The 13,124-nt window shown below is 59.4% G+C and carries 9 protein-coding genes; 4 read left to right on the forward strand and 5 right to left on the reverse strand.

The window, feature by feature from the left end; all coding sequences use genetic code 11:
• Positions 1–65 precede the first annotated feature (65 nt).
• Positions 66–569: an outer membrane lipoprotein gene (locus ACYVDM_RS03360; protein WP_415792218.1), complete on the forward strand. Its 504-nt coding sequence runs from the start codon at positions 66–68 to the stop codon at positions 567–569.
• Between the two features lie 131 nt (positions 570–700).
• Here the strand turns inward: ACYVDM_RS03360 and ACYVDM_RS03365 are convergent, their stop codons facing one another.
• The 5 genes from ACYVDM_RS03365 to ACYVDM_RS03385 form a co-directional block, all read right to left on the reverse strand.
• Positions 701–1,264 (reverse strand): YggT family protein, encoded by a 564-nt coding sequence (locus tag ACYVDM_RS03365; protein WP_415792217.1) that lies wholly within the window; start codon positions 1,262–1,264, stop codon positions 701–703.
• A 144-nt stretch (positions 1,265–1,408) separates the two neighbouring features.
• Positions 1,409–2,038 (reverse strand): histone H1-like DNA-binding protein, encoded by a 630-nt coding sequence (locus tag ACYVDM_RS03370; protein ID WP_415792216.1) that lies wholly within the window; start codon positions 2,036–2,038, stop codon positions 1,409–1,411.
• A gap of 313 nt (positions 2,039–2,351) precedes the next feature.
• Entirely contained in the window at positions 2,352–3,536 is a 1,185-nt protein-coding gene (locus tag ACYVDM_RS03375) for a ribonucleotide-diphosphate reductase subunit beta (protein WP_415792215.1), read from the reverse strand.
• Between the two features lie 27 nt (positions 3,537–3,563).
• Positions 3,564–6,488 (reverse strand): ribonucleoside-diphosphate reductase subunit alpha, encoded by a 2,925-nt coding sequence (locus tag ACYVDM_RS03380; RefSeq protein ID WP_415792214.1) that lies wholly within the window; start codon positions 6,486–6,488, stop codon positions 3,564–3,566.
• A 305-nt stretch (positions 6,489–6,793) separates the two neighbouring features.
• Positions 6,794–10,354: an indolepyruvate ferredoxin oxidoreductase family protein gene (locus tag ACYVDM_RS03385; protein ID WP_415792213.1), complete on the reverse strand. Its 3,561-nt coding sequence runs from the start codon at positions 10,352–10,354 to the stop codon at positions 6,794–6,796.
• Positions 10,355–10,478: 124 nt separating this feature from the next.
• Between ACYVDM_RS03385 and ACYVDM_RS03390 the strand changes: the two genes are divergently transcribed.
• The 3 genes from ACYVDM_RS03390 to ACYVDM_RS03400 all read left to right on the forward strand — a co-directional run bounded on the left by ACYVDM_RS03390 (position 10,479) and on the right by ACYVDM_RS03400 (position 13,072).
• A complete protein-coding gene (locus tag ACYVDM_RS03390) occupies positions 10,479–10,940 on the forward strand; it encodes an Lrp/AsnC family transcriptional regulator (RefSeq protein WP_415792212.1) in 462 nt (153 codons plus the stop codon).
• 328 nt (positions 10,941–11,268) lie between these two features.
• Positions 11,269–11,781, forward strand: a complete 513-nt coding sequence (locus ACYVDM_RS03395) for a hypothetical protein (protein ID WP_415792211.1) — start codon at positions 11,269–11,271, stop codon at positions 11,779–11,781.
• A gap of 52 nt (positions 11,782–11,833) precedes the next feature.
• Complete coding sequence (locus ACYVDM_RS03400) at positions 11,834–13,072, forward strand: MFS transporter (protein WP_460475310.1); 1,239 nt, start codon at positions 11,834–11,836, stop codon at positions 13,070–13,072.
• Positions 13,073–13,124: the final 52 nt, after the last annotated feature.

Here is a 13,124-nt window from a genome sequence, read left to right on the forward strand (position 1 = left end):
TTTTCTTGTCCGGGCCGGAGTATTATCCGTAACATAGAATCGTGGTTACCGACCAAGGAGTCCACATGAGCCAAAATTTATCCACTTCTGTTCTCGCGCCTCGTACTGGCCGTTGGCTGGCGGTGGCTGCCGTTGTCACGTCGATGGCTGTGTTGGGCGGATGTGCCAATCACAGCGCTTCCAGCTCTGTGTATAACTACGATCAGGCGCAACGCGAGCAGATCGTGCGCAATGGCACGGTGACCAGCGTACGCCCCATCACCATCGAAGAATCCAAGTCCAGTGGCGTCGGCATGATTGCGGGTGGCGCGCTAGGTGGCGTAGCCGGCAACGCAGTCGGCGGCGGTACGGGCCGTGCACTGGCGACGGTGGGGGGCGCTCTGCTAGGCGCGTTGGCAGGTAATGCTGTCGAAAACCGTGCCGCTCGGGCTTCTGGCCTGGAGATCACCGTGCATCTGGATAACGGCGAAACCCGCGTGGTCGCCCAAGAAGCCGATGTGCCGATCAGCGTGGGTCAGCGCGTGCAGGTGATCAGTGGCGCCGGCCCCACTCGCGTGACGCCCTATTGATTTGCGTTGTTCGCGTTCAGTCAGGTGTGAAGCGGCCAGGATTGATCCGTCCGCTTCGCCCTGATCACGGATAACCGACAGCGGCAGGTACCCTTAAACGCCCATCCTCGGATGGGCGTTTAGCATTGGGATTAGATACCCAGCAAGCTGAAGGTCAGGCGAGACAGCATCATTAATACGATTTGCGCCAGAATCAACAACACCAGCGGTGAAAAATCGATGGCCGAGCGCCGGGGCAAAATGCGGCGAATGGGCTCCAGCATGGGGGCGGTCAGCGTCTGCAACAGGGGCATCAAGGGCGACAAGGGACTGATCCATGACAGCACCGCTTGTAGCAGGGTCAGCCAGATGATCAGGTTCAGTGCCCACTTGACCACCATCAACAGTGATGTTCCCAATGCGGCGGGCAGCATCGCGGCCGGGATCAGCGCACCCATAGAAACCAGCCACATCAAGATCAAATAGAGCAGGGCAGTGAGCCACGCCCCTACCAAGCTGGGCCAGTCGATGGCGTTGCCAGAGGGGATGAGCTTGCGGATGGGCAGGATCAGCCAGTTGGTGAACTGATAGATACCTCGTGCCAGCGGATTAAAGGGGTGTAGCCGTACGGCGTGGATCCAGGCGCGGGCAATCAGCGCGGCGCCAAACAGCGTAAAGGTGATTTCGAACAGAAAGCGGAGAATATCGCCGAGCATGTGTGAACAGTCGCCAAAGAGAATGATTTTAATTGTCGCATGACCACATGATCATGGCGTGCGTATCGCGACAGGCAACGCAAAAAGCCGCCAGGCCGAAGCCGGGCGGCTTTGAGGGTACTGCAGTGAACGACTCCGCCCGTATTACGGACGGCCACCCGTCGGGAAGGGCCACGACGCGGCGGGATTCACAGTGGTTTTTGCGCCTTGCGCCGCAGCAGCGGACGGTTTGGCAGCAGGCTTCTTGGCAGCCGCTTTTTTGGCCGGTGCTTTTTTGGCAACGGCTTTTTTAGCAACTGCTTTCTTGGCTACTGCTTTCTTGGCTACTGCTTTCTTGGCGGGTGCTTTTTTAGCAACTGCCTTTTTAGCAACGGCCTTTTTAGCAACCGCTTTCTTGGCTGCTGCTTTTTTGGCCGGTGCTTTTTTGGCAACGGCCTTCTTAGCAACGGCTTTCTTGGCTACCGCTTTCTTGGCCGGTGCTCTTTTAGCAACGGCCTTTTTGGCTACTGCTTTTTTAGCGACGGCTTTTTTGACGGCTTTCTTGACTGCTTTTTTAGCAACGACTTTTTTGACGGCTTTCTTGGCCGCTTTTTTCGCAACGACTTTCTTCACGGCTTTTTTCGCAGCCGGTCTCTTGGCTGCGACTTTCTTTGCCGCGACTTTTTTCACTGCGACTTTCTTTACGGCCTTTTTGGCCGGGGCTTTCTTAGCCGGGGCCTTCTTGGCTGCGACTTTCTTCACCGCTTTCTTGACGGCTTTCTTGGCTGTTGCCATGGTTATGCTCCTTAAGTTCAGGGGTCCCAGAACGTGAACCCGTGCAATGCCCCGTTTATTAACGAAGCATGCCCGGGCTATTCATCGGCGCATGCCGCTGTCCCTGCGGGCGACAGCTACTACGGTTTGCGCTAATGAATTCGGCACAGCCATTTGATATGGCCCCCGCAATCTCGCGAGCCATCTCAAATGGCGCCAGTAGGCAACCTTCTCAGGTTGCCTACTGCTTGGTAATGCGTATTCGAATACCTGGCCGACGGAGCTTTCATCGGATCATCGTGCAAAGCCACAGTGCGCGATGGTCCTATGTGCGTCATTCCCAGCTGAGCGTGCCGCCAGTCTGGTATTCAATTACGCGTGTTTCGAAAAAGTTGCGTTCCTTTTTGAGGTCGATCATTTCTGCCATCCACGGGAAGGGATTTTCTTCCTGTGGGTACAACGGCTCGATGCCGATTTGTTGGCAGCGGCGATTTGCGATGAAGCGTAAGTAGGATTTAAACATAGGTGCATTTAATCCCAACACACCACGCGGCATCGTGTCTTCGGCGTAAGCGTACTCGAGTTCTACCGCCTTTTGGAACAATGCGCGAATTTCTTCGCGAAATTCCGGCGTCCACAAGTGCGGATTTTCCAGTTTGACGGTGTTGATCAGGTCAATACCGAAACTGCAGTGCATGGATTCATCACGCAGGATGTACATGTACTGTTCCGCTGCACCCGTCATTTTGTTCTGACGGCCTAGCGCCAGAATCTGCGTGAACCCAACATAGAAGAACAGGCCTTCCATGAGGCACGCAAACACGATCAACGACTTCAGCAGTGTTTGATCGGCTTCGGGCGTGCCCGTTTTGAAGTTGGGATCAGCGATGGCATCGATGAACGGAATCAGGAACTGGTCTTTGGCGCGAATCGAAGGGACTTCGTTGTAGGCATTGAAGATCTCGGATTCGTCCAGGTCGAGGCTTTCGACGATGTACTGATAAGCGTGCGTGTGGATGGCTTCTTCGAATGCCTGGCGCAGCAGGAACTGGCGGCACTCAGGCGCGGTGATGTGGCGATAGGTGCCCAGTACGATGTTGTTCGCGGCCAACGAGTCGGCCGTGACGAAGAAACCCAGGTTGCGCTTGACGATGCGGCGTTCGTCTTCGGTCAGCCCGTTAGGGTTTTTCCAAAGCGCGATATCGCGCGACATGTTGACCTCTTGCGGCATCCAGTGGTTGGAGCAAGTGGCCAGGTATTTTTCCCAAGCCCATTTGTATTTGAACGGCACCAACTGATTAACGTCGGTCTCGCCATTGATGATGCGCTTGTCTGCGGCCTTGACGCGATGCGCCGTGGCGGTATCGCTCGCTGGTGCTGCCGCGGCGGCTGCGACCGCAGGCGGCAACGCCGAATCGGCGAACGCACCCGTGGCCGGGCGCACGGCTTGCCCGCCCGCTGCGGGAGCGGGCGATTGCGCCGGTTGCGTTGCGAGGTTGTCGTTTTCCCAATTAAGCATGAATGAATTCTCCGGAAGCGGTGGTGATTACTGGCAGGCTTCGCATTCTTCGAAACCAGGATCACCTGGACGCATCGTGCAAACCGCCCCGAGAACTTCGGGTTCCGGCAAAGCAGTAGCTGCCGCAGCGACTACCGCAGTCGTCTGGCCATTGCTGACAGCGTTCAACTCGCCGCCACGGCCCGTGGATTTTTCAGCGCTGGTGGCGCCGAGCGTGCGCAGGTAGTAGGTGGTCTTCAGGCCACGCTGCCATGCCAGCTTGTAGGTGTCGTCCAGCTTCTTGCCCGACGCGCCCGCCATGTAGATGTTGAGCGATTGTGCTTGATCGATCCATTTCTGGCGACGCGATGCGCACTCGACCAGCCAGTGCGGTTCGACTTCGAACGCAGTGGCGTAGAGTTCGCGAAGTTCGGAAGGCGCGCGATCGATACGGGACAGGCTGCCGTCGAAGTACTTGAGGTCGGCGACCATGACTTCGTCCCAGAGACCGAGTTTCTTCAGGTCACGAACGAGATAATCGTTAACGACCGTGAACTCGCCGGAGAGATTCGATTTGACGTACAAGTTCTGGTAAGTAGGTTCAATGCACGCAGATACACCAATGATATTGGAAATTGTCGCTGTTGGGGCGATTGCGATGCAGTTGGAGTTGCGCATGCCGTGTTCTTTGATGCTTGCGCGCAACGTATCCCAATCAAGTGTGCTCGAGTTATCGACTTCGACATGACCACCGCGTTCATCACGCAACATCGCAATCGTGTCTTGCGGCAAGATGCCGCGCGACCACAACGAGCCTTCGTATGAAGGATAGTGACCACGTTCTTGTGCGAGTTTGTTCGATGCCGAGTAGGCGTGATAGCAGATGGCTTCCATCGAGCGATCAGCAAATTCGACAGCGGCTTGCGATGCATAAGGAACGCGCATCATGTGCAGGCAATCCTGAAAGCCCATGATGCCCATGCCAACGGGGCGATGACGCTCGTTCGAATCCTTGGCTTTCTTGACGGCGTAATAGTTGATGTCGATCACGTTGTCGAGCATGCGCATCGCGGTGTCGACCGTGCGCTTGATCTTGTCGTGATCGAGTTCGAAACCACCGGTTGCCGTGGGTTTCATGTGAGCGACCAAGTTGACCGAACCCAGGTTGCACACGGCGATTTCCGAATCGTTGGTGTTCAGCGTGATCTCGGTGCAGAGGTTCGAGCTGTGCACCACACCGATGTGTTGTTGCGGCGAGCGGATGTTGCACGGATCTTTGAACGTGATCCACGGGTGGCCGGTTTCGAACAGCATCGACAGCATTTTGCGCCATAGCGACACGGCGGGCATCTTCTTGAAGAGCTTCAGTTCGCCGCGGGCGATCTTGGCTTCGTAGCCCAGATAGGCTTCTTCGAAAGCCTTGCCGTACTTATCGTGCAGGTCGGGGCAGTCGGACGGCGAGAGCAGCGTCCATTCGCCGTTTTCCATGACACGCTTCATGAACAGGTCGGGAATCCAGTTGGCCGTGTTCATGTCGTGCGTGCGACGGCGCTCGTCACCGGTGTTCTTGCGCAGTTCGAGGAATTCCTCGATGTCCAGGTGCCACGATTCCAGATACGTGCACACAGCGCCTTTACGCTTGCCACCCTGGTTCACGGCGACAGCGGTGTCGTTGACGACCTTGAGGAACGGCACAACGCCTTGGCTTTCGCCGTTGGTACCTTTGATGTGGCTACGCAGGGCGCGCACAGGCGTCCAGTCGTTGCCCAGGCCTCCGGCGTATTTGGCCAGGAGGGCGTTTTCTTTGATGGCGTCGTAGATGCCTTCCAGGTCATCAGACACGGTCGTCAGGTAGCACGACGACAATTGCGAATGCAAGGTGCCCGAGTTGAACAGCGTGGGCGTCGAGCTCATGAAGTCGAAGGACGACAAGATTTCATAGAACTCGATGGCGCGTGCTTCGCGATCGGCTTCGCGCAGAGCCAGGCCCATGGCGACGCGCATGAAAAATACCTGGGGCAGTTCGATGCGGGTGCCGCGGATGTGCAGGAAGTAGCGGTCGTACAGCGTTTGCAGGCCGAGGTAGCCGAACTGCAGGTCGCGGCGTGCGTCCAGCGCGGCGGCGATACGCGGCAAGTCGTAGCTGCCCAACTTGGCGTCGAGCAGGCCGCCTTCGATACCGCGCTGGATGAAGGTAGGGAAATACTCGGCATAGCGGGTCGCCATGTCGGCTTGCGAGACTTCTTCGCCCAGGACTTCCTTGCGGATCGTGTGCAGCAGCAGACGTGCCGTGACTTGACTATAGGCCGGGTCTTTTTCGACAAGCGCGCGCGCGGACAGGATCGCGGACTTGAAGACCTCGTCGACGGGGATGCCGTCGTACAGGTTCTTGACGGTTTCTTTCAGGATGGCTTCGGCGTCGATGAATTCGCTCAAGCCTTCGCCAGCCGCTTCGATGGTGGTGCGCAGAGAGATCAGGCTGAGCGGCCGGCGCACGCCGTTGTCCACCACGTTCAGGTGGCTTTCCTCGTCTTGGGCGGGGGCGGCGGCATGATCTTGCACTTGCGAGGCGGCGCGTTCTTGTGAGCGTTTTTCGCGGTACAGCACATAGGCGCGTGCGACGTCATGCTCACCCGAGCGCATCAATGCCAGCTCGACCTGATCCTGGATGTCTTCAATATGAAAGGTGCCGCCATTCGGGCGGTTGCGCACCAGGGCGTTGACGGATTGGGTGGTCAGCGTTTCGACGAGTTCGCGTACGCGCGCCGACGCGGCGCCCTGGCCACCATTGACTGCCAGGAACGCTTTGGTCATGGCGATGGCGATCTTGCCGGGTTCGAAACCGACGACCGAGCCATTGCGGCGAATGACGTTATAGCTGGCCCATTGTCCGCCGTTGGCGTCTGCAGGGGATTCGGGATTGGTGGGCGGCACGGCGGAGGGCCGGGTCACAGAGGCGATCGTTGTCTGCATGGAAGCTCCTGTGGAAATAACGTGAAAGAGCACGGGAGGCCCCGTGCCGGATGCTGAATGTATCTGAATGTTTGAGGGTCTAGCTGCGCAGGGCATACGCCCGATTACGCTCGGCGGAAGGCAATCCACACTGGCTTTTGACCACTATATATAGTGTACCACCCCTCGTCTTGCACTAATTCTAGTAATCAAATGGCAATTGAGACAAGAAGAAGTGACAGAGGGAGTATGAATAATTCGTGACAAAATGCGTACGACGCGTCAATCAGGCGCATACGGCGTAGTGTTTGCTCTCACTTACTATTTTACGCGCGCTTGCGCCGCAAAATCTCCGTAGCCGCTTGCGGGCCGTAGTGTTGCATTTCTTGTTGCAGTGCAGCGCGGTATTTGGCCACGTTGGCTGACTTGACGTGTCCAAAGCCGCGAATTTGGTCGGGTAGGGCGGCGATTCTGGCTGCCTGGGCCAGATTGGCGGCCGTGAGATGTTCGAGCAGTGTCTCGATGATTTGGCGGTACTGGTCGATCAACGCGCGCTCCTCGCGTCTTTCGGCGCTGCGGCCGAACAGATCCAGCCACGTACCACGCAGGCTCTTGCCACGCGCAAGGACCCGCAGGGCGGTCAACGTCATGGGCCCCATGGCGATCTTGCGAGGGACGCCGGTGCGGGGGTCCTTGCGTGCCAGCAGCGGCGGGGCCATATGGAAACGCAAGGTGTAATCGCCTTCAAATTGCTCGCGCAATTGCTGCTGAAACGTGCCATCGGTGTAAAGCCGCGCAACCTCGTATTCATCCTTGTACGCCATCAGTTTGAACAGATTGCGCGCGACCGCCATAGCCAGTCGGGGTGGTCGCGTCGAGGGGAGCAGTTCGCGTTCGCGTTGCGCAACGCGCTCGACCCATTGCAGATACTCGCGCGCATAATCGGCATTTTGATAGGCGGTCAGGTCACGAACGCGTCGTGCCACGACGCGATCAAAGGACTCCGGGACGTGCAGTTGGATCACTTGCCCCGCCGGGCGCAGTGCGGCTTCCAGCGCTTTGGGGTGATGTGCGGCTAATCGGCCGGCCTCGAAAGCATCGCGGTTGGCTTGTATGGCGACGCCGTTCAGTTCGATGGCGCGGACCAGCGCCGCGTGCGAGAGCGGCACATGATTGCACTGCCATGCATAGCCCAGCATGAACATATTTGACAGGATGCTATCGCCGAATAGCGTTTGTGCGGCGTGGTGGGCATCGAGCGCGGCCGTGTGCGTGGCGCCGACCGCATGGTGAATCTTGGCAAGCAGGGCGTCGGGCTGTAGCGCGGCATCGGGTTGGCGCGTGAACTCGGAGACCGGTGCGACGTAGAGATTGACGACGGCTCGTGTGTGTTGGTGGCGCAAGGCACCCAATGCGTCGGGCGAGGTGGCGGCAACCGGGTCACACAAAATCGCGGCATCCGCTTGTTGCCAGTCCAATCGTACCGGACCATCCGCGGCTTGTTTGGGTGCAAGCCGAATATGGCTGATGACCGCGCCGCCTTTTTGTGCCAGTCCGGTCAGATCCAGCACCGAGGCAGACAAGCCTTGCAGGTGCGCGGCCATGGATACGATGGCACCGATGGTAATCACCCCGGTGCCGCCCATGCCGGCGACCAGCAGGCGGTAGGGGTGCGCAGGCGGTTCGATGGCGGGCATGGGTAATGCCGCCAGGTGATGGCGCCAGTCGGCCGTCGCGGTGCCGGATGACGGGCGGGCCGGGGCATCGGATGTGCTTGGGGTGCGCGCGGATCGTTGCCGGAGTTTGCCTCCCATCACGGACACAAAGCTTGGGCAGAAGCCTTCGACGCAGGCGTAATCCTTATTGCAACTGGACTGGTCGATGGCGCGTTTGCGGCCGTAGGGCGTCTCCATTGGCACGATCGACAGGCAGTTGGACTGCACGCCACAATCGCCGCAGCCTTCGCACACGGCGCTGTTGATAAACAAGCGCCGCGCCGGGTCGGGGAACTGCTGTTTCTTGCGACGCCGGCGTTTTTCGGCGGCACAGGTCTGATCGTGAATCAAGACGGTGACGCCCGCGGTGTCACGCAACTCACGTTGCAGCGCATCGAGTTCGCGTCGATGGTGCACGGTGACGCCCGTTGGCAACGCGACGCCTTGGTATTTGTCGGGTTCGTCGGTGGTAACGACAATGCGCGCGACGTTCTCGCCGCGCAGTTGCTGGCATATCTGCGGAACCGAAATCGGTCCGTCCACCGGTTGCCCGCCGGTCATGGCGACGGCATCGTTAAACAGGATCTTGTAGGTAATGTGGGCGCGTGCCGAGACGGCTTGCCGGATCGCGAGATACCCCGAGTGGTAATACGTGCCTTCCCCCATGTTCTGGAACACGTGCGGCATCTCGATATAGCGAGAGAGCCCGATCCAGTCCGCGCCTTCGCCGCCCATCTGCGTCAGGCCGGAGGTGTTGCGATCCATCCAGGTCGCCATGTAATGGCACCCCACACCGGCCAGCGCCTGACTGCCTTCGGGGACTTTAGTCGAGGTGCTGTGCGGGCAGCCCGAACAAAAGTAAGGGCGTCGTCGCATGCCATCGGCCGTATTGGATAGGGGCGTTGGACAGGTCAGTGTCGCGGGGACAGACAGGTGACGCAGTCCCGCGGCATGGCTCAGCCACGCAGCTAGCGGAGCGGCCAGCAGCGACGGACGTAATTGACCCGTTGAGGGAATCAGGGGTTCGCCATCCAGATCGGTTTTGCCGATCACAGTGGGGCGCTCGGAACGGTTGTAGAGCAGATCCTTGATCTGGCTTTCGACGACGGCGCCTTTTTCTTCGATGACCAAGATGTGCGACAGGCCTCGCGCAAAATCATAGAGGCGCTCGGCATCGAGCGGCCAGGTCAGGCCGGGTCTGTAGATGCGGATCGGGCCATCGGCGGCGTGCGGATGGATCCCCAGATGGGTCAGGGCTTCCATCGCGTCCAGGTGTGCCTTGCCTACCGTGACCAGGCCCACCGTGGCGTGCTGTGCGGGGCAGACCAATCGGTCGATGCTATGGCGGCGCGCAAACGCTCGCACGGCTTTGATCCGGGTTTGCATGCGATGTTCGACTGCGGGCGACAGAAAGTCGCGCGCGGTGTATTCCAACGCCTCGGGCGGCAGTTCGGGATTGGCCGGCATATCGTAAGACGTGGTCGAGGCGGGCGTATAGGACTGGCCACTTTCAATGGTTTCCGACACGGCTTTGAACGCCACCCAGGTGCCGCTGTAGCGCGATAGCGCCCAACCCCACAGCGCAAAGGTTTCGTATTCGTCGACCGAGGCCGGGTGCACGATCGGCATTTGCCAACCGATGAGCGAGGCTTCGCTGGCATGCGGAATGGACGATGAGACGGCGGTATGGTCATCGCCGACCACGACGAGCACGCCACCCTGGCGTGAGGCGCCGGCAGCGGTGCCATGATGCAGGGCGTCGCCCGCGCGATCCACGCCGGGGCCTTTGCCGTACCAGAGCGCAAAAACGCCATCGACCTTGCGGTCTTCACGCACGCCGGCTTGCTGTGTACCCATGACGGCGGTGGCGGCCATGTCCTCGTTGATGCCCGGCAGAAACGTAATCTGGTGGTCGTCGAGGACCGCTTTGGCCTTCCACATGGCCATATCCACGCCTCCCAGCGGTGAGCCACGGTATCCCGACACAAAGCCCGCCGTGTTCAACCCGTGTTCGCGATCTCGGCGGCGTTGGGCGATCAGTATCCGTACGATCGCCTGGGTGCCCGTCAGAAAAACCGGGCCGTCTGTGCGCGTGAGATTGTCTTGCAGCTGATAGTCCAGGTCGAGCGCCGGTTCGGCGGTCGGGGAGATATCTCGCGGAGTACCGTCCATAATGCTCGCTCCTTGTCATTAAGATCATGATAGGGGCGCTGGGGTGGCGATTTATTGCGTTATTGGATCGTGTAATCCCTATAATTCGAAATAAACATTTCGTTTTGAGTAAAAGGAAAGGCAAATGGACAAGACCGACATAGGCATCCTGCGCGCCTTGCAAGAAGACGGCCGCGCGTCGGCACAGCAATTGTCCGAGCTGGTGGGCTTGTCGACGGCGCCGGTATGGCGTCGCGTCAAGGCGCTGGAGGCGGCGGGCGTGATTCAGGGGTACGCCGCGCAGGTTGATCGCACCAAGGTCGGTTTGCAGGGATGCATGTTTGCGCAAATCAGCCTCGAGCGGCATTCGGCCGCCACGGTGGAGCATTTCGAGCGGTCGGTACGCAATGCGCCTGAGATCCTGGAGTGCTATGCGGTGACGGGAGATTCCGATTTCTTGCTCAAGATACTGGTGGAGAACCCCGAGGCCTATGATCGGTTTCTGCATCGCTTTCTGTTCAACCTGCCAGGCATTCGCCAAACGCGTACTATTGTGGCGCTGCGCGAGATCAAGCACGAGTTTCGTTTACCGCTGGACGCTGCCTGATGCGGCGCAGCCCCTGAGGCAGGGCGGGTTGGGTACGCGTGTGGTGGCATGTCATGTCCGTCATTTTGCGGTTGTGACGTGATGTGTTTGCCAGGGGACAAGGTCATGGCTGCCCAAGTAGCACCTATTGTCTCGTAAGCTGCCCCTGTTTATTTTCCGCGCTGCCATACGATGGCATTCAACGATTGTTTCAGACTCTGTTGCTTCTACGCCGCATTCCTGAAATTGCTGCATTGCATCCTTGGTCCGTCGTCATTAGAGTCCCACCTGCAAATGTGTATGCCTAGTTTGCCCCGCAGGCGGGCGATATGCGCAGTTCGAGGATGTGATGAAGAGTGTGTGGTGGTATCGCGGTCTCGCTGTATCGGGTGCCGCGTTGATTTTGGCTGGGTGTGCGGTGCGTAAGTCGGTTCCGATCGAGCAGGCGTTGGCCGAGCCTGCCGGGATGGTGGCCGTGAAGTGCCAGCCCGCCGAGGCGGGCAGCAAACTGATCGGTACATGGCAATCCAATACCCGACCACGCGGCGTGGCCGGCGATTTCCGGGCGCTGATCGTGTTGGCCGCTGACGGCTCTATGGCCTATGACTCGCAAGTGAAAGTCGGTAAACGTATTCGGCCGGGCCTGCGCGAAGCCGGTTGCTGGCAAATGGCAGATGGTGTCCTCACCTTGCAGACGACGAAGTCCTATGGTGAGCCGGTCGATACCGAGGATCCCATTTATCAGAATCGCTATCGCCTCGAAAAGGCCGAACCTGCGCGCTTGACGCTGCGCGAGTTGCGCAGTGGCGGACAGGTCATCACGGCACGGCGGATGCAACCGGGTTATCGTTTGCCCGATTAAGGCGGTATTGGGCCGCATAGTGAGTTTCTGACATGGACATAACGCGGCACGGATGGCCTCTCTAAGCGCTCAAAACCGATCGATTCTCTTGCTGGCGCTGGCGTCTTTCGCCAGCGCCACCGCCATGCGTATCTGTGATTCCATGTTGCCTCGCCTGGCGGCCGAGTTTGGCACGTCGACGGGACAGGCGGGCGTGACGGTCACGGCGTTTGCGGTCGCGTATGGCCTGCTGCAAATGTTCTTCGGGCCCATGGGCGATCGCTATGGCAAGTTTCGCGTGGTGGCCATCGCAACCTTTGCCTGCGCCATTGGCAGTGCAGGAGCCGTGCTGGCTTCCGACCTGGATATGTTGATCGTGTGCCGGGCGTTATCAGGTGCGGCCGGGGCAGGTATTGTGCCCTTGTCAATGGCCTGGATTGGCGACAACGTGCCCTACGAACAGCGGCAGACCACGTTGGCGCGGTTCCTGACCGGCACTATATTGGGCATGTCATTGGGCCAAGTGGCGGGCGGTGTGTTTACCGACACGATAGGCTGGCGTTGGGCCTTTGGCGCGCTGGCGGCAGGCTATGTGATCGTCGGGACGATGCTGTGGCGTGAGGTTCAGAGACAGGACGCGGCGGCGCCCGCTCAGCCTGACGAGCAGGCGGGCCCTGAGACAGCGGGCGTGCCTGTTGCCCGACATGGATTCGTGGCGCAGGTGCGTACGGTGTTCGGCGTATCTTGGGCGCGAGTGATCCTGGCGACCGTATTTCTGGAAGGCCTGCTGGTATTTGGTGCCCTGGCATTTGTGCCGACGTATTTACATGACCAGTTCGGTTTGTCGCTGACGGCGGCAGGCGCCGTCGTGGCGGTGTATGCCGTGGGCGGTTTGCTATATACCCTGGTGGCGCGGCAAGTATTGCGCTGGCTCGGTGAGCGCGGCCTCGTGAAATCGGGCGGACTGGTGCTAGGCCTGGCGTTTATGGCGTACTGGTTGGGGCCATCATGGGGATGGGCGCTGGGCGCCAGTCTGGTGGCGGGTTTTGGTTATTACTTGCTGCATGCCACGCTGCAAACGCACGCGACACAAATGGTGCCCTCGGCACGCGGGACGGCCGTCGCCTGGTTTGCCTCATGTCTCTTCTTGGGGCAGGCGGTGGGCGTGGCGCTGGCCGGTGTATTCGTGGACGCAGCCGGCGCCGCTGTCTTGTTCGGTACGTCGGCCGTCTTGTTGCCGTTACTGGGTGCGGGTTTTGCCTGGGCGTTGCAGCGGCACACGCGAGCAAAGTCCAGCGGGATAACGGCCTAAAGGCCGGCCGTCGACGCGCCGTCGTTTGCGCTGCCTGCAAGCCGGGCGGTTT

The organism is Bordetella tumulicola, from assembly GCF_054779135.1.